Origin of the sequence: Streptomyces sp. NPDC006733, assembly GCF_040636125.1 — a bacterium.
Classification (GTDB): Bacteria; Actinomycetota; Actinomycetes; order Streptomycetales; family Streptomycetaceae; genus Actinacidiphila.
Genome location: NZ_JBEYJD010000012.1, coordinates 75432 through 102127 on the forward strand (window position 1 = coordinate 75432; position 26696 = coordinate 102127).

The following is a 26696-nucleotide window of genomic DNA, read 5'->3' on the forward strand; positions in this document are numbered from 1 at the left end:
GTCACCGTTCACTGAGCCCCGCCTGTCATGACCGTCAAGTGATACGGCCATGACACGCGGGGCTCGACGGCGCTACCTTCGACCCATGGCCATCTGCCGGAGGAGCACCCGTTGTCGCTGCCAGTGAACGAACACCGCGCGGGTCTGGCCTACGGATTCGCCGCCTACGGCCTCTGGGGCACCTTCCCCCTCTTCTGGCCGCTCCTCGAACCCGCCGGAGCGCTGGAGATCCTCGCCCACCGGATGGTCTGGTCACTCGCCGTCGTCGCGGTGATCCTGCTGGTCATGCGGCGCTGGGCCTGGATACCGGAGCTGCTGCGGCAGCCGAAGCGGCTCGGCCTGCTGGCGGTCGCCGCGACCGTGGTCTCCGTCAACTGGGGCCTGTACATCTGGGGCGTCAACGCCGGCCATGTCGTCGAGACGTCCCTCGGCTACTTCATCAACCCGCTGGTCACCATCGCCATCGGCGTCCTGGTCCTGCGCGAGCGGCTGCGGCCGCTGCAGTGGACCGCGGTCGGCATCGGCGTCGCGGCCGTGCTCGTCCTGGCCATCGGCTACGGGCGGCTGCCGTGGATCGCCCTGACGCTCGCGTTCTCGTTCGCCACGTACGGCTTCATCAAGAAGAAGGTCGGCATGGGCGGGCTGGAGTCGCTGGCCGCCGAGACGTCCGTGCAGTTCCTGCCCGCCGTCGGCTACCTGGTCTTCCTCGGCACCCAGGGCAACGCCACCTTCACCACCGAGGGCCCCGGCCACGCGGCCCTCCTCATGACGTGCGGCCTGGTCACCGCCGGCCCCCTCATCGCCTTCGGCGCCGCGGCCATCCGCCTCCCGCTGAGCACGATCGGCCTCCTGCAGTACCTCGCGCCGGTCTTCCAGTTCCTCCTCGGACTGGTGTACTTCCACGAGGCCATGCCCCCCGAGCGCTGGGTCGGCTTCGGCCTCGTCTGGGCCGCCCTCGCCCTCCTCACCTGGGACGCCCTGCACTCCGCCCACCGCACCCGCACGGCCACCCGCACCGCCGCCACAGCGGCGGCAGCCGCCGCCGAGCCCCCCAGAACCACCACCCCGGCGTAACCCGCCCACCGCTGCCGGTAATGCGTTGGCCCGGGGGCGGGGGTGGTGTCAGGGTTGGGGGATGCGGAGTTTCGAGGTGCTGGTGGGCGAGGCGGAAGCCGTCTCGGTGGACGGGTGGGACTTCTCCTGGCTCGACGGGCGGGCCAGCGAGGAGCGGCCCTCCTGGGGGTACGCGCGCGCCATGGGTGAGCGGATGGGGCGGGCGCGGGCCGCGCTGGACATCCAGACCGGGGGCGGGGAGGTGCTCGCGGGGGTGCCGCGGCTGCCGCCGCTCGCGGTCGCGACCGAGTCCTGGCCGCCGAACGTCGCCAAGGCCACCGCGCTGCTGCACCCGCTCGGGGCGGTCGTCGTCGCCGACGAGGACGAGCCGCCGCTGCCGTTCGGCGACAACGCGTTCGACCTGGTCGTCAGTCGCCACCCGGTGACCACCTGGTGGGACGAGATCGCGCGGGTGCTGGCACCCGGCGGCACGTACTTCTCGCAGCAGGTGGGGCCGGCGAGCGTCTTCGAGCTCGTCGAGTACTTCCTCGGCCCGCTGCCGGCGGAGGTGCGGCGGGGGCGGCACCCGGACGACGCGCGGGTGGCGGCCGAGGCCGCCGGGCTGGAGGTGCTGGATCTGCGGATGGAGACGCTGCGCACCGAGTTCCACGACATCGGGGCCGTGGTGTATTTCCTCCGGAAGGTCATCTGGATGGTCCCGGGGTTCACCGTCGCGCAGTACCGGACCGAGCTGAAGGCCCTGGACGAGCAGATCCGGTCAGAAGGTTCTTTTGTCGCCCATACCACTCGTTACCTGGTTGAAGCGCGTAAAACATAATCGCCCCGAAGCCGCGCGTTACACCCTCGCCGCGCATCACGCATCCCACGGCGGCCCTCACTGCGTCATACGTGCCAAATGGTGCATTCGTCCCATTCTCCTCGTACGGTAAGGGTGTTGAGCATCACCGGAAACGGTGGTGACGTCTATTGAGGAGGCTTCCATGCTTGCTCAGACCTTGCACTCATCCATCAAGGCTCCGGACCCCGTCGCCCTCGGCTTCGCGATGGTGGAACCCGAGACGGCCGTGAGCGACGCCCCGGTCTACTCGCCCCAGGCGGGCGGCGCCGGGCTGCTTCTCCTCGGGCTGCTGCTTTCGCCTTCGCTGCCGAAGGAGCCGAAGGACAAGTGAGCTCCGATCGGTCGCGGACGGCGTACGCCGACTCGGCGGCCGACCTGGCTCGGAGTGCCCTCGACGCCCTTCGGGGCGTCGGGGGCACGGCCATGGTCGCCGCGCACGTCGAAGGGGCGGAGGACGACGCGGCGGCGCTCGCCGCCGTCCGGGTCGTCGGAGCGGACGCCTTCGCCCCGCACCTGCTCGCCGGTACCGCCCTGCACCCCCTGGACGCGGCAGCCGTGGCGCGTTCCTTCACCGTCTTCCCGCCCCCGCAGGGCGTTCCGCAGTCGCCGCCCGCCGGGCCCGCCGAGCCGTGGGTGATGGCGTGGCGCGACTGGGCCACCGCGTCGATGCTGGAGCGCTTCGCCGCGGAGGGCGAGGCGGCCGAGGTGGTGTCGCTGTACGCCGCACGGCCGGCCGAAGCACCGCTGCTCGCACGGCGGGTGGGGCTGCGCCCGGCCGAGGAGCCGTCCCCCGGGCCCGCGCGCGACCTCGGCTGGGCCGAATGGTCGGTGCGGATGGGGCAGTTGTCCTCGCTCGCCCTTCCCGGGCTCGACGGGCCGGTGCACGCGGCAGCCCGCCGGGCGCCGTTGGCGCTCTCCCGGGGTGCGACCCGGTCGCTGATGCGGCGCGACTACCCCACGGCGGCGCGGATCGCCCGCTGGCTGGCGCTGCTCCAGCACGAGGGCGTGGACCTGCCGCTCGACCCCGTCCCCCTGGTCGGCCATCTGCGGATGATCGGCAGCGGATCCCGGCTCGCCCTCGACACCGCGATCGCCGGCAAACTACTCGCAGTGGAGTCCGTATGACGGCGTCGGTGACAGCAACGGCCCACCAGGTGAGCGAGAAGGCCCTGGGCTGGCTGCACGAACACCACCGGCGCGGCTCCCTGCCGGAGGACATCGGCACCGACATCAGCGATCCTCCCGGCGCCTACAAGGCGCTCGGCGAGATGGCGCTCGCGTCCTCGCTGGTGCTGCGCGAGTCCGTGGCCGGCGCCGACGGGCTGCGCAGGTCCCACGACCTGCTGGAGCACGCCTGGGGGCAGCTCGGCGAGGGCGACCTGCTCTACGCGCGCCTGCTGCGCTTCCCGCTGATGACGGACTCGCTGGAGACGTACGCGCACTTCGTCCGCGGCGGCCACCGCCACGAGCCGATGCGGCAGTTGCTCGCGCAGGTCTCCGGGCTGCGCTCGGTGCGCGGCGCCGAACACCTCCCCAACCGCGCCCTGGCCGTCGCCAACGCGACCCGCGTGGCGGGCCTCGACGGCACCGGACGGGCGGGCGACTGGACGGAGTTGATCGGCGCGACGTGGCTCGGGAACGCGCCCGAGCCGTGGCTCGTCGACTGGATCACCGGCTACAACATGACGCACACGGTCTTCCACGTGACCGACTGGGGCCGCGTGCCGGAGGACCTGCCCGACGACATCGGCGCGTACGTCGCCGCCTGGCTGCCGGTCTGGATCGACATCTGGGCCGAGGTCGGGGAGTGGGACCTGCTGGGCGAGTTGATGATCGTCGGCAGCTGCCTGAAGGAGCCGTACATCGATCCGGCGGCGTGGGAGCTGCTGGCCTCGGTCCAGCACGACGACGGTCTGGTGCCGCGGGACACGGCGCCCGTCTCCGACGACCTCGACTACCGGTTCGCGGACCAGCAGCACACGGCGGTCGTCGCGGCGATCGCCGGCACCCTGGCCGTCTCCCGCGCCCTCGACCGGACCGACGGCACCGGCGGCGGCGCATCCGGGGCCGGCTCCCCTGGAGCGGACAACGGCGACCATCCCCGCGACAGCCCCGGCGACAGCCCCAACGGCTCCTCGGTCCGGCCGTGACGCGGTGGGCGGCGGAGGCGGCCGCCCCGCTGCTCACCGACCTCGCCGGGGCCAGCGGCACGGTCGTCGCCCTGCGGTACGGCGACGAGCGGGCGTTCCTCGCCGAAGGGCGAACCGCACACGGCGGCGGTGACCCGGTCGACGCCGACACCCGGTTCGAAATCGGTTCGCTCACCAAGGTCTTGACGGCCCTGCTCCTCGCCGAGCAGGCGGCCCGCGGTGAAGTCGCCCACACCGACCCCGTATCCCGCCTCCTGCCACCCGGCGCCGGTCCGCGCACCCGGGGCGCGCCCATGACGCTGCTGCACCTGGCCACCCACACGTCAGGACTGCCGCGGCTGCCACCCGGCCTGGTGGCCTCCGGCCGCGGGCACTGGCTGAGCAATCCGTACGCCGCCTTCTCGACCGACGATCTGCTGCGAGCCGTCCGGCGCACCCGGCCGCGTTCCGCACCCGGCACCCGGGTGCGGTACTCCAACTTCGGTGTGGGCCTGCTCGGGCACGTGCTGGCACGCGCCGCCGGAACCCCCGAGGACGGCGGCTACGAACACCTGCTCGCCGCACGGGTGTTGCAGCCGCTCGGCATGACACGGACCGACTGCGCCGCCGACCTCCCGCAGGCCACCGGCTACCGGCACGGCCGCGCGCGGCCCGCCTGGCGGATCCCCGGACTGCCCGCGGCGGGCGCGGCGCGCTCCAGCGGCCGGGACCTGCTCCGGCTGCTGGACGCGCTGATCGACCCTACGGCGGCGGCCGATCCGTCGCTGCGGGCCGGGCTCGCCGACGCCGTCCGGCCCCGGCTCGTCCTGCCGCGCGACACCCGGCGGCTCGGACTCGTCTGGAACATCCAGCCGCGCCCCGGCCACGACCTGTTCCACCACTCCGGCGGCACCCGCGGGTTCCTCTCCTTCGCCGGCTTCAGCCCGCAGGCGGGCGTGGGGCTCGTCGCGCTGACCAACACCGCGCCATCCATGAGCAGCACGTTCATCCAGCGCGCCTATGACGCGCTGCGCTCGCTGGCGGTCCTGCGGAGCCGCTGAACCGATGATCGGCCAACTCCGCTCAGCTGAATTCCGACACCCACGGCGTGCTGCGCCGACCGAGTGGCCATCAACCCGATACCGTCGTCTGCGACATGGCGATTGGTTACAAATGTCTGGTACATCCCTCTAGCATGTGAAGGAACGCATGCGCCCCCCGGGCGATTGATCACAACCTGTCCAGTCCGCCGACTCCGGGCCGTCACGAAGACCACCGCACCTACCGCGGCAGGGTCACGTTCAGCGGCCCGCAGATGACAGCATCTGCGGGCCGCGGCCTCACCCGCGCCCTCCCGCCGCCCCCACGCGAACACTCCTGCGAGCAGTCATACCAGCACCCTTGACGAGAATTACATGCGCATGCAATAAATGCGTATGCACACTCATCGGTCGTTCCTCTTCCTCCTCGGCAGCCCGCGCACGGGCGGCAACACCGAACTCCTGGCCCGGCAGGCCGCGGAGCAGCTGCCCGCCGGCGCCGAACAGCGGTGGCTGCGGCTGGCGGAGCTGCCGCTGCCGGACTTCGAGGACCTGCGCCACGAGGGGGACGGCAGCTACCCCGCGCCCACCGGCCACGCCGAGACCCTGCTCGACGCCACCCTCGGCGCGACCGATCTCGTGATCGCCTCGCCGCTCTACTGGTACAGCGTCTCCACCGCCACCAAGCGCTATCTCGACCACTGGTCCGGGTGGATGCGCGCCCCCGGCGTGGACTTCAGGCCCCGGATGGCGGGACGGACGCTGTGGGGCGTCACGGCCCTGTCGGGGCGCGATGTCGCCGACGCCGATGCCCTGGTGGGCACCCTCCGCAAGACGGCGAACTATATGAAGATGGAGTGGGGCGGCGTGTTGACGGGCAACGGCACCCGGCCCGGTGACGTCCTCGACGACACCGCCGCGCTCAGCCGGGCGAAGGAGTTCTTCACGGGCTGACCCGCCCTACGCCCTGCCCCGCCTCACGCGCCGGCCGCCCTCACACCCCGGTCCGCCTCACGCGCTGATGTCCCGCGACGTGAACCGCGCCCAGGCCGCCGACCCGAACACCGCCGCGTACAGCGCCTGCAGGCCGAGGTTGCTGAGGATGTCGTCCCAGTAGACCGGGGTCCGCAGGACGTCCGCGAAGCTCAGCCAGTAGTGCGGGAAGAGATACGGCTGGACCACGTGCAACTGCGGGATCGTGTCCACGATCTGCACGGTGATCACCAGGCCCACCGTCGCCGCCATCGCGCCGATGCCGCTGTTGGTGAGCGTCGAGATGAACAGGCCGATCGCGGCGACGCCCACCAGCGACGCCGACACCAGCACCGCGATCATCAGGGCGCGCACCAGGCCGTCCGAGAACGAGATGGTCGTGCCCGACAGCAGCGTCACGTCCCCCAGCGGGAAGAGCGCCGCGCCGACCGCGAGGGCCGTGCCCGCCACGACCAGGGTCGCCACCGCGCAGAAGGCCGCCACCGCCGTGAACTTGGCGAGCAGTAGCCGCGTCCGGCCCGCGGGGGCCACCAGCAGGTAGCGCAGCGTGCCGGAGTTCGCCTCGCCCGCGATCGAGTCGCCGGCCACCACCCCGACCGCCATCGGAAGGAAGACCGGCAACGTCGCGGCGAGCGAGGCGAAGCTCAGGAACAGGCCGTTGTTGCTGACCTGCGAGATGAACGCGGGGCCGCCCTCTCCCCCGCCGCCGGCGCCCGCCGAACCGCCGTTGCGTGTCTCGATCTTCACCGCGATGCCGACCAGCAGCGGCACCGCCGCGAGCACCGCCAGCAGCGCCGCGGTCCGCCAGCGGCGGAAGACGATGGTCAGTTCGCTGCGGAAGAGCCCCAGCGTCCAGAGCGCGCTGCCGCGCGGGCGGCCGACGGCGACCGCTCCGGTCTCAACCCGCGACATCGAACCCCTCCCCGGTCAGCGCCACGAAGGCGTCCTCCAGCGAGGCCCGTTCGACCCCGAAGCCGCGTACCCGGACCCCGGCGGCGACCAGCGCCGCGTTGAGGTCGGCGAGGTCCACCGGTTCGACGGGTACGACGGGTTCCGCCGAGTCGGGCGGGTCGGGCGGGTCGGCCGGCAGTTCGCCGGTGACCTTGTCGTCCAGGACGGTCAGGTCCGTCACGCCGTGCTCCTTGAGAATCCGTACGGCGTCCACCGCGTCCGGGGTGGTCACCGCGAGCCGGCCGCGGGTGCCGGCCGCGAGTTCCGCGACGGTCCCCTGGGTGATGAGACGGCCGCGCGCCATCACGGCGACGTGCGAGCACACCTGCTCGATCTCGTCGAGCAGGTGCGAGGAGAGGAAGACGGTCGTGCCGTCGGCCGCCAACTCCCGTACCAGGGAGCGGATCTCCCGCATGCCCTGCGGGTCCAGGCCGTTGGTCGGCTCGTCCAGCACCAGCAGCTCGCGCGGCTGGAGCAGCGCGGAGGCGAGGCCGAGCCGCTGCTTCATCCCGAGCGAGTACGCCCGCGCCTTCTTGCCCGCGGCGGCGGCCAGGCCGACCCGGTCGAGCGCGTCCCCGACGCGGGCGGCGCGGGTGCGGGGGTCCGCCGTGGGATCGGCGGAGTCGTACCGCACCAGGTTCTCCCGCCCGGACAGGAACCCGTAGAGCGCCGGGCCCTCGATGAGCGCGCCGACCCGCGGCAGCACGGTGCGGCCCGCGCGCGGCATGGGGCGGCCCAGCACCCGGGCCGTCCCGGCGGTCGGCTCGATCAGGCCCATCAGCATGCGGATGGTGGTCGTCTTCCCGGAGCCGTTGGGCCCGAGGAAGCCGAAGACGCTGCCGCGCGGCACCCGCAGGTCCAGGCCGTCCACGGCGAGTGTCCCCCGGTACTGCTTCGTCAGACCGCGGGTCTCGATCACGGCCTCGGACCCGGCCGCGGCGGACGGCTCTTCCATCGCACTTCCTCCGCACCTGAACGCACGTGAACGCCTATGAGGTGAACGCACATGAAGCAAGAGCCCGCCCGGCCGGTGACACGGCCGGGCGGACAGTGGGGTCGAGCGCGCCTACCCGGCGGCCGCGTCGGCGGCCCTGACCAGCGCGTCCTGGTTGACGGCGCCGACGTACACGGTGCCGTTGTCGGTGATCAGGGCGTTGACGAGGCGGGTGGAGAAGATCTTCCCGGAACCGAACTTGCCGGTGACGTCCTTGCCGAAGCTGTCGATCAGCCCCTGCACCGCCTTGTCGTTCCGGCCGTGCCGCCCGGACTGCTCACCGGAGTCCGAACCGGGCAGGGCGCCCTTGGGCACCTTGATCTCGGCGATCGAGTTCCACTCCGCACCCAGGATGTTCAGGCCGTCGAGCCCTTCGAGGCCGGACTTCCCGGCCTCGGCCGCCCGGTCGTCCCGCGCGGACCCGTCCGCCGTGTCCTCCGTCACCTTGGCGCCCTTGGGCGGGGTGAAGCGGAAGGTGCTCTCGGCGGGCTTGCCGAAGTCGACCTTCGTGAAGCCGATGTCGATCGCGGCCTTGCCGCCCGTCCTGGGCGTCAGCGTGAACTTCAGCGGCACCCCGGTCGACGCGTCCACCGCGACCCGGATCGCGCCGACCGTGGAATCCCCGCCCTTGGGCTGGACGAGGAGCTGGTAGGCGTTGCGCCCGGCGACCTTCGCCGTGCCGTCCACGGAGACGGACGTGTTGGGGCCCGCCGCCTTCAGCGCCTGCTGGGCCGCGGCCTGCGGGGTGCTCGGGAAGTCCTTCGGCAGCTGCTTGCGGTCGGTGCCCGCCGTGCCGGACCTCGGCACGGTCGAGTGGTAGGCCTGGTTGGACGCGCTGTCGTACGCCCACACCTGGTCGCCGTTGTGGATGAGGCTGTACTCGGCGGCCTTCTCCACGATGGAGACGCGCTGCTTGTCCGGCCCGTCCGCCGCCACGTGCAGCGTGTGGCTGCCGGCCAGCAGTTGGGTGAGCTGCGCCTTGGGGTCGGCGGCGGAGCCGCTGCCCTTGCGGCCCTTGCCGCTGTCGTCCCCGCCCGCGCCGCCGAAGGGGCTGCCGCCCCCGGTGGCGCCGCCGAGGAAGGACGGCAGTCCGAGATTGGTGGTGATCTTGACCGAACCCGAGATCGTCTGGGTGTCGGAGGCGGCTATCTTCGTCAGCAACTGCTCTGCCGTGATCTTCGGCAGATCGGGGTTGCCGGAGTCGGCGAGCGCCGGGACGAGGCTGATGGTCGCCGCCGCCACCCCCGCCACCGCGACGGGGACGGCGTACCGCATCGCCTTGCGGCGACCCGGCCTGCTGCCCTCTCCCCCGGCGTCTCCGGTGTTTCCGGCGTCTCCCACTGGGGGGACCTGCGTCGGTTGGATCCGTGCCATTGCGTTCCTACCTCCGTCGTCAGCGGCGGCCACGATGCCGTGCACTCGTCCACCTCTCGGGTTCATTGTCACCCGATCCGCCCCTGAGGTGGTGATACCAATCCCACCAAATGGGGAGGCCCGGCACATCAGCCGCCGGGAGCAACCCCGCGTACGCCCCCGGGATGACGAACCCCGAGGGCGTACACGGGTCGGTGCGGGGCCAGGAGGGCGCAGGAGTCACCTTTCCTGACCGTTCGCACCGTATTGGCCCGTCTTCGGGCGGCCCTCCCCCTCAGGGCCGCCCCACCGGGCCCGCCTCAGGGACGGCCCCTCAACCGTCCCCGCAGCCGTCCCTCCCCGCGGCCATCCGTCCCCGCGGCCGTCACTTGCCGATGAAGAGGTAGTCCGCCCGGTACTTCACGCCGATCCTCGGCGTCTTGTACGGGTCGCAGGAGCCGGCCGGGGCGACGCCGCCGACGGTGTTGAGCCGCAGGATCTCCCGGGTGTCGGCGAGCAGGCCCTCCGGGCCGCCGGATCGGGTGGCCCGCAGGTCCAGCTCCGCGATGTTGCCCGCACCGTTCGGCGTCTTCGTGACGACCGTGCCGGTGACGGCGCTCCCGTCGGGCGCGACCCACTGCGGGGGCCCGGCCGCGGGCCGCACGAAGGAGTGCTCGATGCCCTTCTCCAGGTGCGCCGCGACGTTGTCCTGGGTGAACGCGAACCCGCCGTCCGGCTGCCGGGTGCACGCGTAGATCTGCTGCCCCTTGAGGACGGACGCCAGCGGGTTGGCGAGCGCCTTCGCGAAGTCGATCGACGAGCTGAGCCGGTGGAGTTGGCCGCGGACCGCACCGCCCGGGAACTCGGCGGTGTGCAGGTTGGCGTAGAAGCCGCCCGGGTCGGACCGCAGGTCGGCGAGGAGCTCCGGGTCGTCGACCCTGACCGTGCCGGTGACGGAGTAGACGCTGCCGGGCAGCTTCTCGGCGAAGAACGGGATCCGCACACCGCCGTTGCCGCCGGCCGGGCCCTGGTGGATGTGCGCGGCGGTGGGCGGGGCGATGCCCTTCCAGCGCATCGCGAACGAGACCCGGTCGCCCTCGACCTTCAGGAACTCCACGGCCCTGCCGTCCCGGTCGCCCACCGCCGGGCCGCCCGGCACCGGCACCTCGTTGGCGCCGTTCAGGCTCGCCGCGAAGTAGACGGCCTTCCCGCCGCCGTCGGTCGCGTTCCGGCCGGCAGTCGTGTGCACGTCCGCGGACGTGCCCCCGCCGGACGACGCGTGCTCGGACGCGTGCTCAGACGCGTGCTCGTGCGCGTTCCCGGGCGCCTTCCCGTCGGCGGACGCCGGCAGCACGGTCAACGCGAGGCCGCCCGCGGCCGCGGCCGCGGTCACGGCGAGTGCGACGGCGGTGCGGCGGCTCCTGATGCGGTTCATGAAACGGGTCCTCCCCCTGGCACCGGGGCCCCACGCCCCGGCGTCTCAGGGGTTCATACGCGGCCTCGGGGGGTCGCCGCTCAACGGGCGAATGCGGTGAGAATCACGGCCCGAACGGTGAGTCGGGGGTACCCGAGTTGCGTATATCGCACAATGGCCGCACGGAGGATGCTCGTTGAGCGAACATCACAAGATTCTGTCGCGGGTCAGTGGGCGGGACGGCGAACGCTACCTCCTCACACGGCAGTTGAGCTGCTGTTGCTCCGCTGTTGATCATTCCCGGGACGGTCTCGACCTGAAGGATTCCGTGCGGAAGGATGCGGCCGTGGCCACGGAACCGAGCGAAGAGCTGATGCGGGCGCTCTACAACGAGCATGCGGGACCCCTGCTCGCCTACGTACTGCGGCTGGTCGCCGGCGACCGGCACCGGGCCGAGGATGTCGTACAGGAAACGCTGCTGCGCGCCTGGCGCAACAGCGACCAGTTGGAGCGCGCCGCCGGATCCGTCCGCCCCTGGCTCGTGACGGTGGCGCGCCGGCTGGTCATCGACGGCCACCGCAGCCGGCAGGCCCGCCCCCAGGAGGTCGACCCCGCTCCCCTGGACCTGCTGCCCGCCCAGGACGAGCTGGACAACGTGCTCCGGCTGATGACCATCACCGATGCGATGACCGACCTCTCGGACGCCCACCGGCAGGTGCTCGCCGAGACCTACCTGCGCGGGCGTTCGGTCGAGGACGCCGCCGCCGTGCTCGGCGTACCGGCGGGGACGGTGCGGTCGCGGATCTTCTACGCGCTGCGCTCGCTCAAGCTCGCGCTCGAGGAGCGGGGGGTGACCACGTCATGACGTCGCCGCAGGGGCAGCACGCGGACATCGGGGCGTACGCCCTCGGCCTGCTCGGCGACGCGGACGCCGACCGGTTCGAGGCGCATCTGGCGGGGTGCGAGTCCTGCATGGCGGAGCTCGACGCGCTCGTGGGGATCGAACCGCTGCTCGCGCAGTACGCGGCGGCCAACCCGGACCCCGACGCCCTGCTGTCCGCCCAGGACCGGGGCGCTCCCGGCGACGCGCTGCTCGGCAGGCTGCTGGACGAGGTCGCCGGGGCCCGCGCCAGGGCGCGGCGGCGCAGGATGGTGCTGGTCGCGGCCGCCGCCGTCCTGATCGTCGGCGGGCCGTTCCTCGCCGTCCAGATGGCGTCCGACGACCGGGGCCGGACGGTCGCGGAGGAGGAGTACAACGGGAACGCGGAGGCCGCCTTCCGGCTGATCCCGGCCGCCGCCAAGGTCTCCGGCACCGACCCCGCCACCCACGTCTCCGCCACCATCGGGGTGGAGAAGAAGGCCTGGGGCAGCCGCGTCGTCCTGGAACTGGGCCAGGTGCGGGGGCCGCTGCGCTGCAGCCTCGTCGCCGTCGGGCGGAACGGGGAGCGGCAGACCGTGTCCACGTGGGCGGTCGGCCCCTGGGGGTACGGCATCCCGGACAGCCCGCACCAGTCGGCCCGCGCGCCGCTCTACCTGGACGGCGGTGCCGCCCTGCAGCCGGCCGAGATCGACCACTACGAGGTGCGCACGCTGGACGGCAGGCCGCTGGTGGACGTCCGCGCGTAAAGGGCGGGCGTAGAGGCCGGGCGTAGGGGCCGGGCGTCAGGGGCGGGTGGAGAGGGGCCGGGCGTCAGCCCGCGCGGTACACGACCGCGTCGCACAGGCCCTCCAGGGCCTGCTTCGCGGCGCAGTCCGGGAGGGGCGCGAGGGTGGCGCGCGCCTCGTCGGCGTAGCGGACGGTGTCGCGGCGGGCCTGCTCCAGCGCCGGGTGGGCGCGCAGCAGCCGCAGCGCCTCGGCGTGCCGCCGGTCGTCGGTGAGGTCGCTCGCCAGCAGGTCGCACAGGTGGCGGTCGGCGGCCGTGGCCGAGCCGTTGGCCGCGGCGACCCGGGTGCGCAGGTGGAGTACGGGGAGGGTGGGGATGCCCTCGCGCAGGTCCGTGCCGGGGGTCTTGCCCGACTCGTGGCTGTCGCTGGCGATGTCGAGGATGTCGTCGGCGAGCTGGAAAGCGGTGCCGATGCGCTCGCCGTACTGGGTGAGGATGTCGACGACGGACTCGTCGGCGCCCGCCATCATGCCCCCGAAGCGGCAGGAGACGGCGATGAGCGAGCCGCTCTTGCCGCTGATGACGTCGAGGTAGTGGTCGACGGGGTCCCGGCCGTCGGCCGGGCCCGCGGTCTCCAGGATCTGGCCGGTCACCAGCCGCTCGAAGGCCTCGGACTGCACGCGGACGGCCTCGGGGCCGAGGTCGGCCAGGATGTGCGAGGCGCGGGCGAACAGGAAGTCCCCGGTCAGGACGGCCACCGAGTTGTCCCAGCGGGAGTTGGCGCTGGGGACGCCGCGGCGCACGTCCGCCTCGTCCATCACGTCGTCGTGGTACAGCGTCGCGAGGTGGGTGAGCTCCACGACCACCGCGGCCGGCACGATGCCCGGCGCGTGCGGGTCGCCGAACTGGGCGCCGAGCATGACCAGCAGGGGACGGAACCGCTTGCCGCCCGCGCGCGCGAGGTGGCGCGCCGCGCCGGTGATGAAGGGGACGTCGCTCTTGGTGGCCTCCAGGAGGCCCTCCTCCACGGCGAACAGCCCGGCCCGGACGTCGGCTTCGAGAGCCTCGTCCCGCACACTCAACCCGAACGGCCCGACGACGTTCACGAGGGGTACTCCATTCGCTGAGATGGCGTCTTGGGGGTGGCACTGCTTACAACGGCAGCGTAGCCGGTCCCCTCTCGATCTTTGCCGGGGCATCGCCCCTATCCGGCCTGGACCGGTCACTCACCCTGGTCGACCTGCGTCGAAGACGTCCGGATCCTGCTCCCCGAGGGTGCCGCACGGCGCCGGCGGGCCCCTCAGGACGGCGCGAAACGGCCGCCGGACGCGGGGTGCGTCCGGCGGCCGTCTCCCGCTGCCGCGGGGCTCAGCGGACGAACACGCCCGCCTTGTCGGCGAGGTCCAGGAAGTACTGCGGCATGACGCCCAGCGCGAGCGTCACCGCCACGCCGATGCCGATCGCCGTGGAGGTCCAGGCGCTCGGGACGGCGACGGTGGGGCCGTCGGCCTTCGGTTCGCTGAAGAACATCAGCACGATGACGCGGATGTAGAAGAACGCGGCGATGGCCGAGGAGAGCACACCCACGATGACCAGCGGCATCGCGCCGCCCTGGGCCGCCGCCTTGAACACCGCGAACTTCCCGGCGAAGCCGGAGGTCAGCGGGATGCCCGCGAAGGCCAGCAGGAAGACCGCGAAGACCGCCGCGACCAGCGGCGACCGCCGGCCGAGGCCGGCCCAGTGCGACAGGTGGGTGGCCTCGCCGCCCGCGTCGCGCACCAGGGTGACGACGGCGAAGGCACCGAGCGTCACGAAGGAGTACGCGCCGAGGTAGAAGAGCACCGACGACACGCCGTCCGGCGTGGTGGCGATGACACCGGCGAGGATGAAGCCGGCGTGCGCGATGGACGAGTACGCCAGCAGCCGCTTCACGTCGGTCTGGGTGACGGCGACGATCGCGCCGACCAGCATCGTCAGGATCGCGACGCCCCACATCACCGGGCGCCAGTCCCAGCGCATGCCCGGCAGGACCACGTACAGCAGCCGCAGCAGCGCGCCGAAGGCGGCGACCTTGGTGGCGGCGGCCATGAAGCCGGTCACCGGGGTCGGGGCGCCCTGGTAGACGTCCGGGGTCCACATGTGGAACGGCACGGCGCCGACCTTGAACAGCAGCCCCATGGCGACCATCGCGGTGCCGATGAGCAGCAGCGCGTCGTTGCCGGTGGTGGCGGCGAGCGCCGGGGTCATCTTGGCGGTGCCGTCGACGACGGCGGCGATGCCGGAGTACGAGACGGTGCCCGCGTAGCCGTAGAGCAGCGCGATGCCGAACAGCAGGAAGGCCGACGAGAAGGCTCCCAGCAGGAAGTACTTCATCGCGGCTTCCTGCGACATGAAGCGCCGGCGGCGGGCCAGCGCGCAGAGCAGGTACAGCGGCAGCGAGAAGACCTCCAGCGCGACGAAGAGCGTCAGCAGGTCGGACGCGGCCGGGAAGATCAGCATGCCGCCGACCGCGAAGAGCAGCAGCGGGAAGACCTCGGTGGTGGTGAATCCGGCCTTGATCGCGGCCTTCTCGGCGTCGCCGCCGGGGACCGCGGAGCCCTGGGCGGCGAAGGAGTCGACCTTGCGGCCGTGCGCCGTCGGGTCGAGCCGGCGCTCGGCGAAGGTGAAGACCGCGACCAGCCCGACCAGCAGGATCGTGCCCTGCAGGAACAGCGCGGGGCCGTCGACGGCCACCGCTCCCATCGCGGCGACGTGCGCCTTGGTGGTGCCGTAGCCCCTGGCCGCCAGGGCCACGACGGCGGCGAAGGCGGCGGCGAGGCCGACGACGCTGACCGCGATCTGCCCCAGGTAGCGGGACCTGCGCGGCAGGAACGCCTCGACGAGGATCCCGACGATCGCGGCCCCGAAGACGATCAGGACCGGCGACAGCTGGGCGTACTCGATCTTCGGGGCGGGGATCTTGTCTGCGGCGGGGGCCGCCATTGTCCACAGGCTGTGGACGGCTGTTCCGCTCACTTGGTCGCCTCCAGCGCGGGCTTGGGGTCGGTCTTGTGCACGTCGGAGAGCGTCTGGCCGACCGCCGGGTTGACGATGTCCGTGAGCGGCTTCGGGTACACGCCGAGGAAGAGCAGCAGCGCGATCAGCGGGGCCACCACGGCGATCTCGCGGACCTTGAGGTCCGCCATCCCCTCGACGCCCGCCTTCACCGGTCCGGTCATCGTCCGCTGGTACAGGACGAGGACGTAGAGCGCGGCGAGCACGATGCCGACGGTCGCGATGATGCCGAGCGCCGGGTAGCGGCTGAAGGTGCCAACGAGCACCAGGAACTCGGAGACGAACGGGGCGAGCCCCGGCAGCGACAGCGTCGCCAGTCCGCCGATCAGGAAGGTGCCGGCGAGCACCGGCGCCACCTTCTGCACCCCGCCGAAGTCGGCGATGAGCCGCGAGCCGCGCCGGCTGATCAGGAACCCGGCCACCAGCAGCAGCGCGGCGGTCGAGATCCCGTGGTTGACCATGTAGAGGGCGGCACCGCTCTGCCCCTGCGTGGTCATCGCGAAGATGCCCATGATGATGAAGCCGAAGTGCGAGATGGACGCGTAGGCGATCAACCGCTTGATGTCGCGCTGGCCGACGGCGAGCAGGGCACCGTAGATGATGCTGATCACCGCCAGCACCAGGATCACCGGCGTCGCCCACTTGCTGGCCTCCGGGAAGAGCTGGAGGCAGTAGCGCAGCATGGCGAAGGTGCCGACCTTGTCGACGACCGCGGTGATCAGGACGGCGACCGGCGCGGTGGACTCGCCCATCGCGTTCGGCAGCCAGGTGTGCAGCGGCCACAGCGGCGCCTTCACCGCGAAGGCGAAGAAGAAGCCGAGGAAGAGCCACCGCTCGGTGGAGGACGCCAGGTCGAACTTGCCGTCGGCGCGGGCCCGCAGGATCTCCTGGAGCGAGAACGTGCCGTGGCCGAGCTGGTCGGCGCCGGCCGCGTACAGCCCGATGACGGCGGCCAGCATGACCAGTCCGCCGACCAGGTTGTAGAGCAGGAACTTCACGGCCGCGTACGAGCGCTGTTTGGCCGCCTCGTCGTCGCCGTGCTCGTGCGCCTGGTCCCCGAAGCCGCCGATGAGGAAGTACATCGGGATGAGCATGGCTTCGAAGAAGATGTAGAAGAGGAAGACGTCGGTGGCCTCGAACGAGACCACCACCATCGCCTCGACGGCCAGGATCAGGGCGAAGAAGCCCTGGGTGGGGCGCCAGCGGCGGTTGGGGTTCTTGTCCTCCAGCGGGTCGGCGTCGTGCCAGCCGGCCGCGATGACGAACGGGACCAGCAGCGCGGTCAGCGCGACCAGCGAGACGCCGATGCCGTCCACGCCGAGCTCGTAGCGGACCCCGAAGTTCTTGATCCACGCGTGGGACTCGGTGAGCTGGTAGCGCTCACCGCCCGGTTCGAACCGGATGAGGACGATCGCGGCCAGCACGAGCGTGCCGAGCGAGAAGCCCAGCGCCGACCACTTGGCCAGGTTGCGCTTCGCGGCCGGTACGGCGGCGGTGACGATCGCGCCGACCGCCGGGAGGGCGGCCGTGACGGTAAGGAGGGGAAAGGACATGAGTTATCAGACCGCCCTCATCAGGAGAGTCGCGGCGACCAGGACCGCCGTGCCACCCAGCATCGACACCGCGTACGAGCGGACGTAGCCGTTCTGCAGCTTGCGCATGCGTCCGGACAGGCCGCCGATCCCGGCGGCGGTGCCGTTGACGGCGCCGTCCACCAGGGTGTGGTCCAGGTAGACCAGGCTGCGGGTGAGGTGTTCGCCGCCGCGCACCAGCACGACGTGGTTGAGGTCGTCCTGCAGCAGATCGCGCCGGGCGGCGCGGGTCAGCAGCGAGCCGCGCGGGGCGACGGCCGGTACGGCCTTGCGGCCGTACATCAGCCAGGCCAGCGCGACCCCGATGACCAGCACGACCATCGTGCCGATCGTCACCGTCAGGGCGCTGAGGGGCGAGTGCCCCTCCTCGTGCCCGGTGACGGGTTCCAGCCACTTGAGGAACGCGCTGTTGAAGCTGAACAGGCCGCCGGCGAAGACGGACCCGAAGGCGAGGACGACCATGGGAACGGTCATCGACGTGGGCGACTCGTGCGGGTGCGGCTCGTGGCCGTCCGCGTCGGCCTCCCAGCGCTTCTCGCCGAAGAAGGTCATCAGCATCACGCGCGTCATGTAGAACGCGGTGATCGCGGCGCCCAGCAGGGCCGCGCCGCCGAGGATCCAGCCCTCGGTGCCGCCCTTGGCGAAGGCCGCCTCGATGATCTTGTCCTTGGAGAAGAAGCCGGACAGGCCCGGGAAGCCGATGATGGCCAGGTAGCCGAGGCCGAACGTCAGGAACGTGACCGGCATGTACTTGCGCAGGCCCCCGTACTTCCGCATGTCGACCTCGTCGTTCATGCCGTGCATGACCGACCCGGCGCCGAGGAAGAGTCCGGCCTTGAAGAAGCCGTGGGTGACCAGGTGCATGATCGCGAAGACGTAGCCGATCGGGCCGAGCCCGGCCGCCATGATCATGTAGCCGATCTGCGACATCGTCGAGCCCGCCAGGGCCTTCTTGATGTCGTCCTTCGCGCAACCGACGATCGCACCGAACAGCAGCGTGACCGCGCCGACCGTGACCACCGCCAGCTGCGCGTCCGGGGCCCCGTTGAAGATCGCGCCGGACCGGGTGATCAGGTACACGCCCGCCGTCACCATCGTCGCCGCGTGGATCAGGGCCGAGACCGGGGTCGGGCCCTCCATCGCGTCGCCGAGCCAGGACTGCAGCGGCACCTGGGCGGACTTGCCGCACGCGGCCAGCAGCAGCATCAGGCCGATCGCCGTCAGCTTGCCCTCGCTCGCGTCGCCCGCGTGCTCCAGCACCGGACCGAAGCTGAACGTGCCGAACGTCGTGAACATCAGCATGATCGCGACGGACAGGCCGACATCGCCGACGCGGTTGACGAGGAACGCCTTCTTCGCCGCCGTGGCCGCGCTCGGCTTGTGCTGCCAGAAGCCGATCAGCAGGTACGAGGCGAGGCCGACGCCCTCCCAGCCGACGTACAGCAGGAAGTAGTTGTCGGCGATGACCAGCAGCAGCATCGCCGCCACGAACAGGTTCAGGTAGCCGAAGAAGCGGCGGCGCCGCTCGTCGTGCTCCATGTACCCGATCGAGTAGATGTGGATCAACGTGCCCACACCGCTGATCAGCAGCACGAAGGTCATCGACAGCTGGTCGAGCTGGAAGCCGATGTCGGCCTGGAAGCCGCCGACCGGCACCCAGCTGAACAGGTGCGAGGAGATGGCGCGGTGCTCGCCGCTCCTGCCGAGCATGTCGAAGAAGAGCACGGCGCCGATACCGAAGGACACCGCCGCGAAGAGCGTGCCGAGCCAGTGGCCGACACGGTCCAGCCGGCGGCCGCCGGTCAGCAGGATCGCCGCGCCCAGCAGTGGTGCCGCGACGAGCAATCCGATGAGGTTCTCCACTGTCGCTACCCCTTACAGCTTCATCAGATTGGCGTCGTCGACCGAGGCCGAGTGCCGGGAGCGGAACATCGTCACGATGATCGCGAGCCCGACCACGACCTCGGCCGCGGCGACCACCATCGTGAAGAAGGCGATGATCTGGCCGTCGAGGTTGCCGTGCATCCGGGAGAAGGTGACGAACGCCAGGTTGCAGGCGTTCAGCATCAGCTCGACGCACATGAAGACGATGATCGCGTTGCGCCGGATCAGCACCCCGGCGGCGCCGATGGTGAACAGCAGCGCGGCCAGGTACAGGTAGTTGACCGGATTCACTTGCTCGCCTCCTTCGGCGTCGCGGGAGCGGACCGCTCCAGCCAGTTCTCCGAGCGCTGTTCCAGCTCGGCGAGATCGGCCAGGGCCTCGTCGGACACGTCGCGGATCTGACCGCGCTCGCGGAGCGTGGCGCTGACCGACAGGTCCGAGGTGGTGCCGTCCGGCAGCAGGCCGGGGACGTCCACCGCGTTGTGCCGGGCGTAGACGCCGGGGGCGGGCAGCGGCGGCACCTGCTTGCCCTCGCGTACGCGCTGCTCGGACAGCTCGCGCTGGGTGCTGCGCGCCTCGGTCCGCTCGCGGTGCGTCAGGACCATCGCCCCGACGGCCGCCGTGATCAGCAGCGCGCCGGTGATCTCGAAGGCCCACACGTACTTGGTGAAGATCAGCCGCGCCAGGCCCTCGACGTTGCCGCCCGCGTTCGCCTGGCCGAGGCCGGCGAAGGTGTCGAGCGAGGCGTTGCCGATGCCCGCGATCAGCAGGATCCCGAAGCCGAGGCCGCAGGCGGCGGCCAGCCAGCGCTGGCCCTTGAGCGTCTCCTTCATCGAGTCGGCGGCGGTGATGCCGACCAGCATGACGACGAAGAGGAAGAGCATCATGATCGCGCCGGTGTAGACGACGATCTGGACGATCCCGAGGAAGTACGCGCCCTGGGCCATGTAGAAGACCGCCAGGATGATCATGGTCCCGGCCAGACAGAGCGCGCTGTGCACCGTCTTCTTGCTCAGTACCGTGCCCAGCGCGCCCACCACGGCGACGACGGCGAGGACCCAGAACTGGAACGCCTCACCCGTCGAGGTGCTGGACGCGGCGGCGAGGGTCGACATCATGCCTCCGCCCCCGTTCCCGCGGGCCTGGTGCCGGAGGCCGGCACGGTCACCGGCGGCTCCGCTTCGGCCGCCGGCCGCTCGCCCTTGGAGACCGCCACCTGGCGCTCCGTGCCGGGCGCGGCCTCCGTGACGGCGCCGCGGTAGTAGTCGCCCTCGTTCATCCCCTCGAAGATCGAGTGCGGCGCCTCGACCATGCCCTCGTCCAGCCCGGCGAGCAGCTGCTCCTTGGTGAAGATCAGCGACTCGCGGCTGCTGTCGGCGAGTTCGTACTCGTTGGTCATCGTCAGCGCCCGGGTGGGGCACGCCTCGATGCACAGGCCGCACAGGATGCAGCGGGCGTAGTTGATCTGGTAGACGCGGCCGTAGCGCTCACCCGGGGAGTAGCGCTCCTCGTCGGTGTTGTCCGCGCCCTCCACGTAGATCGCGTCGGCCGGGCAGGCCCACGCGCACAGTTCGCAGCCGACGCACTTCTCCAGCCCGTCCGGGTGCCGGTTGAGCTGGTGCCGGCCGTGGAAGCGCGGCGCGGTCGGCTTCTTCTCCTCGGGGTACTGCTCGGTCAGCCGCTTCTTGAACATGGCCTTGAAGGTCACGCCGAAGCCCGCGACCGGGCCCAGGAACTCAGGCATCGTCGGCCTCCTTGTCAGTGTCCACGGCGTCCGGGGCGTGTGCCTGGGCGCCGACGAGCTGCGGCTCGCCGTGGCTGCGGCTGCGACGGCGCGGCACCGGTGGCAGCGTCTGCCCCGGCAACGGCGGCACGGGGAAGCCGCCCGCCATCGGATCGAACTCTTCGGGAGGTGCCGCGGCTGCCGCCGCCTCCTCCTTCTTCCGCCCGCGGTCGCGGAACACGTCGACCACGAGGGAGATCAGCAGCAGGCCGACCACGGCGCCGCCGACGTACAGCACGATGTCGCGCAGGCCGTAGTTCTCGTTCCGCATCGCCCGCACGGTCGCGACCAGCATCAGCCAGACCATGGAGACGGGGATGAGGACCTTCCAGCCCAGCTTCATGAACTGGTCGTAGCGCACGCGCGGGAGAGTGCCGCGCAGCCAGATGAAGAAGAACAGCAGCAGCTGGACCTTGACCGTGAACCAGAGCATCGGCCACCAGCCGTGGTTCGCGCCCTCCCAGAAGGTGCTGATCGGCCACGGGGCCCGCCAGCCGCCCAGGAAGAGGGTGGTCGCCACCGCCGAGACCGTCACCATGTTCACGTACTCGGCGAGCATGAAGAGCGCGAACTTGATCGACGAGTACTCGGTGTTGAAGCCGCCGACGAGGTCGCCCTCGGACTCCGGCATGTCGAACGGGGCGCGGTTGGTCTCACCGACCATCGCCACGATGTAGATCAGCAGCGAGACCGGCAGCAGCACCGCGAACCAGCGGTCGTGCTGCGCCTCGACGATCGCCGAGGTGGACATCGACCCGGAGTAGAGGAAGACCGCCGCGAACGACAGCCCCATCGCGATCTCGTACGAGATCATCTGGGCCGACGCGCGCAACCCGCCGAGCAGCGGGTACGTCGAGCCGGAGGACCAGCCCGCGAGCACGATGCCGTAGATGCCGACGGACGCGGTGGCCAGGATGTACAGCACGCCGATCGGAAGGTCGGTGAGCTGCAGCGCGGTGCGGGTGCCGAAGATGGACACCTCGTTGTCGGCCGGGCCGAAGGGGATCACCGCGAAGGACATGAAGGCGGGGATCGCCGCGACGATCGGCGCGAGGATGTACACCACCTTGTCCGCGCGCTTGACGATGATGTCTTCCTTCAGCATCAGCTTGATGCCGTCGGCGAGCGACTGGAGCATGCCCCACGGGCCGTGCCGGTTGGGGCCGATGCGCAGCTGCATCCACGCCACGACCTTGCGCTCCCAGACGATCGAGAAGAGCACGGTCAGCATGGCGAAGGCGAAGCAGAAGACCGCCTTGAGGAGAATCAGCCACCACGGATCGGTGCCGAACATCGACAGATCTTCGGCGGAGAGGTTGTTCACTGGGCCACCTCCGTGGCAGCGGCGCCGATCGTGACGACCTGGCCGGGGAGCGCGCCGGTATCGCCGGCGACGCCCCCGCCCGTGGAGTTCAGCGGCAGCCACACCACCCGGTCGGGCATCGGCGTGACCCGCAGCGGCAGCCGTACGGACCCGGTGGGCCCGGAGACCTCGGCGAGGGCGCCGTCGGTGAGGCCGGACTCGGCCGCGGTCGCGGCCGACAGCCGCACCACCGCCTCGTGCCTCGTGCCGGCCAGCGCGTCGTCGCCCTCCTGCAGCTTGCCCTGGTCGAGCAGCAGCCGGTGGCCCGCGAGGACCGCCTCGCCGGTGCCGGGCACCGGCAGCGTCCGCGACGTCTCCAGCGGCTGCGAGGCGTGCGGCCCGTCCCAGGGGGCGAGCCGGTTGAGCTCGGCGCGGGCGGCGCGTACGTCGCTGAGGCCGAGGCTCACGTCGAGCGCGTCGGCGAGCATCGTCAGGACCCGGGCGTCCGGCAGCTGGTGCCGGGTGACGGCCTGGTCCGGCTTGATGGCCGCCTCGAACATCCGCGCCCGTCCCTCCCAGTTGAGGAAGGTGCCGGCCTTCTCGGCGACCGCGGCCACCGGCAGGACCACGTCGGCCCGGTCGGTGACCTCGGAGGGCCGCAGCTCCAGGCTGACGACGAAGCCGACCGCGTCCAGCGCGAGCCGGGCGCGGGCCGGGTCCGGCAGGTCCGCGACCTCGACGCCGCCGACGACCAGGGCCGCCAGCTCGCCGCTGAGGGCCGCGTCGACGATCTGTCCGGCGTCGCGCCCGAAGCGGTGCGGGAGTTCGGCCAGGCCCCAGACCCGGGCGACCTCGTCGCGGGCCCGCGGGTCGGTGACCGGCCGGCCGCCGGGCAGCAGCCCGGGCAGCGCGCCCGCCTCGACCGCCCCGCGCTCACCGGCGCGGCGCGGGATCCAGGCGAGCTTCGCACCGCTCGCCGTGGCGAGCCGGATCGCCGCGGTCAGCGCGCCGGGCACGGCGGCCAGCCGCTCGCCGACCAGGATCACCGCACCCTCGGCGCGCAGCGCCTCGGCCGCCTTCTCGCCCGCCTCGTCGAGACCGACACCGCCGGCGAGCGCGTCCAGCCACTCCGGCTCGGTGCCGGGGGCGGCGGGCAGCAGCGTGCCGCCCGCCTTGGTCAGGCCGCGGGTCGCGAACGGCGCCAGTGCGAAGGTCCGCTGGCGCCGCTTCTGGTTCGCCTTCCGCAGCCGGAGGAAGATCCCCGGCGCCTCCTCCTCGGCTTCGAGCCCGACGAGCAGGACGGCCGGCGCCTTCTCCAGCGTCGTGTACGTGATGCCTTCGCCGTCCAGGTCCCGGCCGCGCCCGGCCACCTGCGAGGCCAGGAAGTCGGCCTCCTCGGCGCTGTGCACGCGGGCCCGGAAGTCGACGTCGTTGGTGTCGAGGGCGACCCGCGCGAACTTGGCGTACGCGTAGGCGTCCTCGACGGTCAGCCGGCCGCCGGCCAGCACCGCGGTACGGCCGCCGGCCGCCGCGATCCCGGCGGCCGCGGCCGCCAGTGCCTCGGGCCAGCTCGCCGGCTCCAGCTCGCCGGTCTCCTTGTTACGGAGCAGCGGGTGCTTGAGGCGGTCGGGGCGCTGGGCGTAGCGGAAGCCGAAGCGGCCCTTGTCGCACACCCACTCCTCGTTGACCTCCGGGTCCTCGGCGGCCAGCCGCCGCATGACCTTGCCGCGCCGGTGGTCGGTGCGCGTCGCGCAGCCGCCCGCGCAGTGCTCGCAGACCGACGGCGACGACACCAGGTCGAACGGCCGCGACCGGAAGCGGTACGCCGCCGAGGTCAGCGCGCCCACCGGGCAGATCTGGATGGTGTTGCCCGAGAAGTACGAGGCGAACGGGTCGCCGTCGCCGATCCCGACCTGCTGGAGCGCGCCGCGCTCGATCAGCTCGATGAACGGGTCGCCCGCGATCTGCTCCGAGAACCGGGTGCAGCGCGCGCACAGCACGCAGCGCTCCCGGTCCAGCAGCACCTGCGTGGAGATCGGCATCGGCTTCTCGTACGTGCGCTTGCGGCCCTCGAAGCGGGTGTCCGCCTGGCCGGTGCTCATCGCCTGGTTCTGCAGCGGGCACTCGCCGCCCTTGTCGCAGACCGGGCAGTCCAGCGGGTGGTTGATGAGCAGCAGCTCCATCACCCCGCGCTGCGCCTTCTCGGCGACCGGCGACGTGAGGTGCGTCTTGACGACCATGCCGTCGGTGCACGTGATCGTGCAGGACGCCATCGGCTTGCGCTGGCCCTCGACCTCGACGATGCACTGCCGGCAGGCGCCGGCCGGGTCGAGGAGCGGGTGGTCGCAGAAGCGCGGGATCTCGATGCCCAGCAGCTCCGCCGCACGGATCACCAGGGTCCCCTTGGGGACCGAGAGCGCGACGCCGTCGATCGTGACGGCGACGAGGTCCTCCGGCGGAACCGCCGCCTCTCCCCCTCCGGAGGGGGCAGACGTGGTGACTGTCATGCGTTCACCTCCAGGTGAGACGTTCCGGCGTCGGCCCATACGGTCGAGGCGGCCGGGTCGAAGGGGCAGCCCTTGCGCTCGATGTGCTCCTCGTACTCCTCGCGGAAGTACTTGAGGGAGGAGAAGATCGGGCTGGCGGCGCCGTCGCCGAGCGCGCAGAAGGACTTGCCGTTGATGTTGTCGGCGATGTCGTTGAGCTTGTCGAGGTCGGAGAGCTTCCCCTTGCCGGCCTCGATGTCGCGCAGCAACTGGACGAGCCAGTACGTGCCCTCACGGCACGGCGTGCACTTGCCGCAGGACTCGTGCGCGTAGAACTCCGTCCAGCGCGTCACCGCCCGCACCACGCACGTCGTCTCGTCGAAGCACTGCAGCGCCTTGGTGCCGAGCATGGAGCCGGCGGCGCCCACGCCCTCGTAGTCGAGCGGCACGTCCAGGTGCTCGTCGGTGAACATCGGGGTCGACGAGCCGCCCGGCGTCCAGAACTTCAGCCGGTGGCCCGGCCGGATGCCGCCGCTCATGTCGAGCAGCTGGCGCAGCGTGATGCCGAGCGGCGCCTCGTACTGGCCGGGGCTGACGACGTGCCCGGACAGCGAGTACAGCGTGAAGCCCGGGGACTTCTCGCTGCCCATCGACTTGAACCACTCCTTGCCGCGCTGCATGATCGCGGGCACCGAGGCGATGGACTCGACGTTGTTGACGACGGTCGGGCAGGCGTACAGGCCCTCGACCGCCGGGAACGGCGGGCGCAGCCGGGGCTGGCCGCGGCGGCCTTCGAGCGAGTCCAGCAGCGCCGTCTCCTCGCCGCAGATGTACGCGCCGGCCCCGGCGTGCACGGTCAGCTCCAGGTCGAAGCCGCTGCCCTGGATGTTCTTGCCGAGGTAGCCGGCCTCGTACGCCTCGCGCACCGCCTCGTGCAGCCGGCGCAGCACCGGGACGACCTCGCCGCGCAGGTAGATGAAGGCGTGGTTGGAGCGGATCGCGTGGCAGGCGATGACCATGCCCTCGATCAGCGAGTGCGGGTTGGCGAAGAGCAGCGGGATGTCCTTGCAGGTGCCCGGCTCCGACTCGTCCGCGTTGACGACGAGGTAGTGCGGCTTGCCGTCACCCTGCGGGATGAACTGCCACTTCATGCCGGTCGGGAAGCCGGCGCCGCCGCGGCCGCGCAGCCCCGCGTCCTTCACGTACGCGATGACGTCGTCCGGCGGCATGGCGAGGGCCTTGCGCAGGCCCTCGTAGCCCTCGTGGCGGCGGTAGGTGTCGAGCGTCCACGACTGCGCGTCGTCCCAGAACGCCGACAGGACGGGGGTGAGCAGCTTCTCGGGCGAGTCCACCGTCATCATTTGCCCTCCTCGCTCTCAGGTCCTGCCGGGTTGGCGGGGTCCGACACGGCGGTCTCCTGCGGTGCGTCGTGCGAGCTGGCGTGCTCGGCGGGGCCGGGGGTGCCCGACGGCGCGACCGGCGTCTCGCCCTGCTGGGGTACCGACGGGCGGCGGGCCGGCTGCCCGCTGCCCGCGCCGGCCAGTGCCTCGCCGCGCGACAGCCGCAGCCCCGCGAGGGAGGCGGGCCCGGCTCCGCCGGTGGCCTCGACGGCGCCGGGGCGCTGGTCGGGGAAGCCGGCGAGGATGCGGGCGGTCTCCTTGTACGTGCACAGCGGCGCGCCCCGGGTCGGCCGCACCTCGCGGCCGGCGATGAGGTCGTCGACGAGCTGCTTGGCCGAGTCCGGCGTCTGGTTGTCGAAGAACTCCCAGTTCACCATCACCACCGGCGCGAAGTCGCAGGCCGCGTTGCACTCGATGTGCTCCAGCGTGACCTTGCCGTCGTCGGTGGTCTCGTTGTTGCCGACCCCGAGGTGCTCCTTGAGCTCGTCGAAGATGGCGTCGCCGCCCATCACCGCGCAGAGCGTGTTGGTGCAGACCCCGACCTGGTAGTCACCGCTGGGCTTGCGGCGGTACATCGAGTAGAACGTCGCGACGGCGGTGACCTCGGCGGTGGTCAGCTCCAGCTGCTCCGCGCAGAACCGGACGCCGGTGCGGGTCACGTACCCGTCCACGGACTGCGTCAGGTGCAGCAGCGGCAGCAGCGCGCTGCGGCTGCCGGGGTAGCGGGCGATGATCTCCTTCGCGTCCGCCTCCAGCCTGGCGCGCACGTCGGCCGGGTAGTCGGCGGCGGGAAGCTGTGGCATC

The 26696-nt window shown here is 71.7% G+C and carries 24 protein-coding genes; 9 read left to right on the forward strand and 15 right to left on the reverse strand.

Going from position 1 to position 26696, the window contains the following annotated elements:
• Window positions 1-111 precede the first annotated feature (111 nt).
• From rarD to ABZ721_RS13280, 7 genes are all read left to right on the forward strand, one after another.
• Window positions 112-1074, forward strand: coding sequence for an EamA family transporter RarD (rarD, locus tag ABZ721_RS13250; protein WP_358788715.1), 963 nt, complete (start codon window positions 112-114; stop codon window positions 1072-1074).
• 61 nt (window positions 1075-1135) lie between these two features.
• Complete coding sequence (locus ABZ721_RS13255) at window positions 1136-1891, forward strand: class I SAM-dependent methyltransferase (RefSeq protein ID WP_358788716.1); 756 nt, start codon at window positions 1136-1138, stop codon at window positions 1889-1891.
• Between the two features lie 163 nt (window positions 1892-2054).
• A complete protein-coding gene (locus tag ABZ721_RS13260) occupies window positions 2055-2243 on the forward strand; it encodes a hypothetical protein (protein ID WP_358788717.1) in 189 nt (62 codons plus the stop codon).
• Window positions 2240-3037: a hypothetical protein gene (locus ABZ721_RS13265; protein ID WP_358788718.1), complete on the forward strand. Its 798-nt coding sequence runs from the start codon at window positions 2240-2242 to the stop codon at window positions 3035-3037. Before ABZ721_RS13260 ends, ABZ721_RS13265 begins: the two co-directional genes overlap by 4 nt.
• A complete protein-coding gene (locus tag ABZ721_RS13270; RefSeq protein WP_358788719.1) occupies window positions 3034-4062 on the forward strand; it encodes a hypothetical protein in 1029 nt (342 codons plus the stop codon). Before ABZ721_RS13265 ends, ABZ721_RS13270 begins: the two co-directional genes overlap by 4 nt.
• Window positions 4059-5102, forward strand: a complete 1044-nt coding sequence (locus tag ABZ721_RS13275) for a serine hydrolase domain-containing protein (protein ID WP_358788720.1) — start codon at window positions 4059-4061, stop codon at window positions 5100-5102. The genes ABZ721_RS13270 and ABZ721_RS13275 overlap by 4 nt, the downstream gene beginning before the upstream one ends.
• A gap of 375 nt (window positions 5103-5477) precedes the next feature.
• Window positions 5478-6035, forward strand: a complete 558-nt coding sequence (locus tag ABZ721_RS13280; protein ID WP_358788721.1) for an NAD(P)H-dependent oxidoreductase — start codon at window positions 5478-5480, stop codon at window positions 6033-6035.
• Window positions 6036-6092: 57 nt separating this feature from the next.
• Here the strand turns inward: ABZ721_RS13280 and ABZ721_RS13285 are convergent, their stop codons facing one another.
• The 4 genes from ABZ721_RS13285 to ABZ721_RS13300 form a co-directional block, all read right to left on the reverse strand.
• A complete protein-coding gene (locus ABZ721_RS13285) occupies window positions 6093-6986 on the reverse strand; it encodes an ABC transporter permease (protein ID WP_358788722.1) in 894 nt (297 codons plus the stop codon).
• Window positions 6973-7980: an ABC transporter ATP-binding protein gene (locus ABZ721_RS13290; RefSeq protein WP_358788723.1), complete on the reverse strand. Its 1008-nt coding sequence runs from the start codon at window positions 7978-7980 to the stop codon at window positions 6973-6975. The genes ABZ721_RS13285 and ABZ721_RS13290 overlap by 14 nt, the downstream gene beginning before the upstream one ends.
• Before the next feature lie 111 nt (window positions 7981-8091).
• Window positions 8092-9294 (reverse strand): DUF2092 domain-containing protein, encoded by a 1203-nt coding sequence (locus ABZ721_RS13295; RefSeq protein ID WP_358788799.1) that lies wholly within the window; start codon window positions 9292-9294, stop codon window positions 8092-8094.
• Window positions 9295-9757: 463 nt separating this feature from the next.
• A complete protein-coding gene (locus ABZ721_RS13300; RefSeq protein ID WP_358788724.1) occupies window positions 9758-10807 on the reverse strand; it encodes a CHRD domain-containing protein in 1050 nt (349 codons plus the stop codon).
• A gap of 325 nt (window positions 10808-11132) precedes the next feature.
• Between ABZ721_RS13300 and ABZ721_RS13305 the strand changes: the two genes are divergently transcribed.
• Both ABZ721_RS13305 and ABZ721_RS13310 read left to right on the forward strand, forming a co-directional pair.
• A complete protein-coding gene (locus ABZ721_RS13305) occupies window positions 11133-11651 on the forward strand; it encodes a sigma-70 family RNA polymerase sigma factor (protein ID WP_358788725.1) in 519 nt (172 codons plus the stop codon).
• Complete coding sequence (locus ABZ721_RS13310) at window positions 11648-12412, forward strand: zf-HC2 domain-containing protein (protein ID WP_358788726.1); 765 nt, start codon at window positions 11648-11650, stop codon at window positions 12410-12412. Before ABZ721_RS13305 ends, ABZ721_RS13310 begins: the two co-directional genes overlap by 4 nt.
• 64 nt (window positions 12413-12476) lie before the next feature.
• Here the strand turns inward: ABZ721_RS13310 and ABZ721_RS13315 are convergent, their stop codons facing one another.
• From ABZ721_RS13315 to nuoE, 11 genes are all read right to left on the reverse strand, one after another.
• Complete coding sequence (locus ABZ721_RS13315; protein WP_358788727.1) at window positions 12477-13496, reverse strand: polyprenyl synthetase family protein; 1020 nt, start codon at window positions 13494-13496, stop codon at window positions 12477-12479.
• Window positions 13497-13758: 262 nt separating this feature from the next.
• Window positions 13759-15405 (reverse strand): NADH-quinone oxidoreductase subunit NuoN, encoded by a 1647-nt coding sequence (gene nuoN, locus ABZ721_RS13320; RefSeq protein ID WP_358788728.1) that lies wholly within the window; start codon window positions 15403-15405, stop codon window positions 13759-13761.
• A complete protein-coding gene (locus tag ABZ721_RS13325) occupies window positions 15402-16997 on the reverse strand; it encodes an NADH-quinone oxidoreductase subunit M (protein ID WP_358788729.1) in 1596 nt (531 codons plus the stop codon). The genes nuoN and ABZ721_RS13325 overlap by 4 nt, the downstream gene beginning before the upstream one ends.
• Before the next feature lie 6 nt (window positions 16998-17003).
• The gene (gene nuoL / locus ABZ721_RS13330; RefSeq protein ID WP_358788730.1) at window positions 17004-18899 is read right to left on the reverse strand and encodes an NADH-quinone oxidoreductase subunit L; all 1896 of its coding nucleotides are present in this window, start codon (window positions 18897-18899) and stop codon (window positions 17004-17006) included.
• Window positions 18900-18911: 12 nt separating this feature from the next.
• Window positions 18912-19211, reverse strand: coding sequence for an NADH-quinone oxidoreductase subunit NuoK (nuoK, locus tag ABZ721_RS13335; RefSeq protein WP_138357554.1), 300 nt, complete (start codon window positions 19209-19211; stop codon window positions 18912-18914).
• A complete protein-coding gene (locus ABZ721_RS13340) occupies window positions 19208-20035 on the reverse strand; it encodes an NADH-quinone oxidoreductase subunit J (RefSeq protein ID WP_358788800.1) in 828 nt (275 codons plus the stop codon). Before ABZ721_RS13340 ends, nuoK begins: the two co-directional genes overlap by 4 nt.
• Window positions 20035-20664: an NADH-quinone oxidoreductase subunit NuoI gene (gene nuoI, locus ABZ721_RS13345; protein WP_358788731.1), complete on the reverse strand. Its 630-nt coding sequence runs from the start codon at window positions 20662-20664 to the stop codon at window positions 20035-20037. The genes ABZ721_RS13340 and nuoI overlap by 1 nt, the downstream gene beginning before the upstream one ends.
• On the reverse strand, window positions 20657-21997 hold the full coding sequence (gene nuoH / locus ABZ721_RS13350) for an NADH-quinone oxidoreductase subunit NuoH (RefSeq protein WP_358788801.1): 1341 nt from the start codon (window positions 21995-21997) through the stop codon (window positions 20657-20659). Before nuoH ends, nuoI begins: the two co-directional genes overlap by 8 nt.
• Before the next feature lie 26 nt (window positions 21998-22023).
• A complete protein-coding gene (locus tag ABZ721_RS13355) occupies window positions 22024-24513 on the reverse strand; it encodes an NADH-quinone oxidoreductase subunit G (protein WP_358788732.1) in 2490 nt (829 codons plus the stop codon).
• Complete coding sequence (gene nuoF, locus ABZ721_RS13360) at window positions 24510-25850, reverse strand: NADH-quinone oxidoreductase subunit NuoF (RefSeq protein WP_358788802.1); 1341 nt, start codon at window positions 25848-25850, stop codon at window positions 24510-24512. The genes ABZ721_RS13355 and nuoF overlap by 4 nt, the downstream gene beginning before the upstream one ends.
• The gene (gene nuoE / locus ABZ721_RS13365; RefSeq protein ID WP_358788803.1) at window positions 25850-26695 is read right to left on the reverse strand and encodes an NADH-quinone oxidoreductase subunit NuoE; all 846 of its coding nucleotides are present in this window, start codon (window positions 26693-26695) and stop codon (window positions 25850-25852) included. The genes nuoF and nuoE overlap by 1 nt, the downstream gene beginning before the upstream one ends.
• Window position 26696 lies beyond the last annotated feature (1 nt).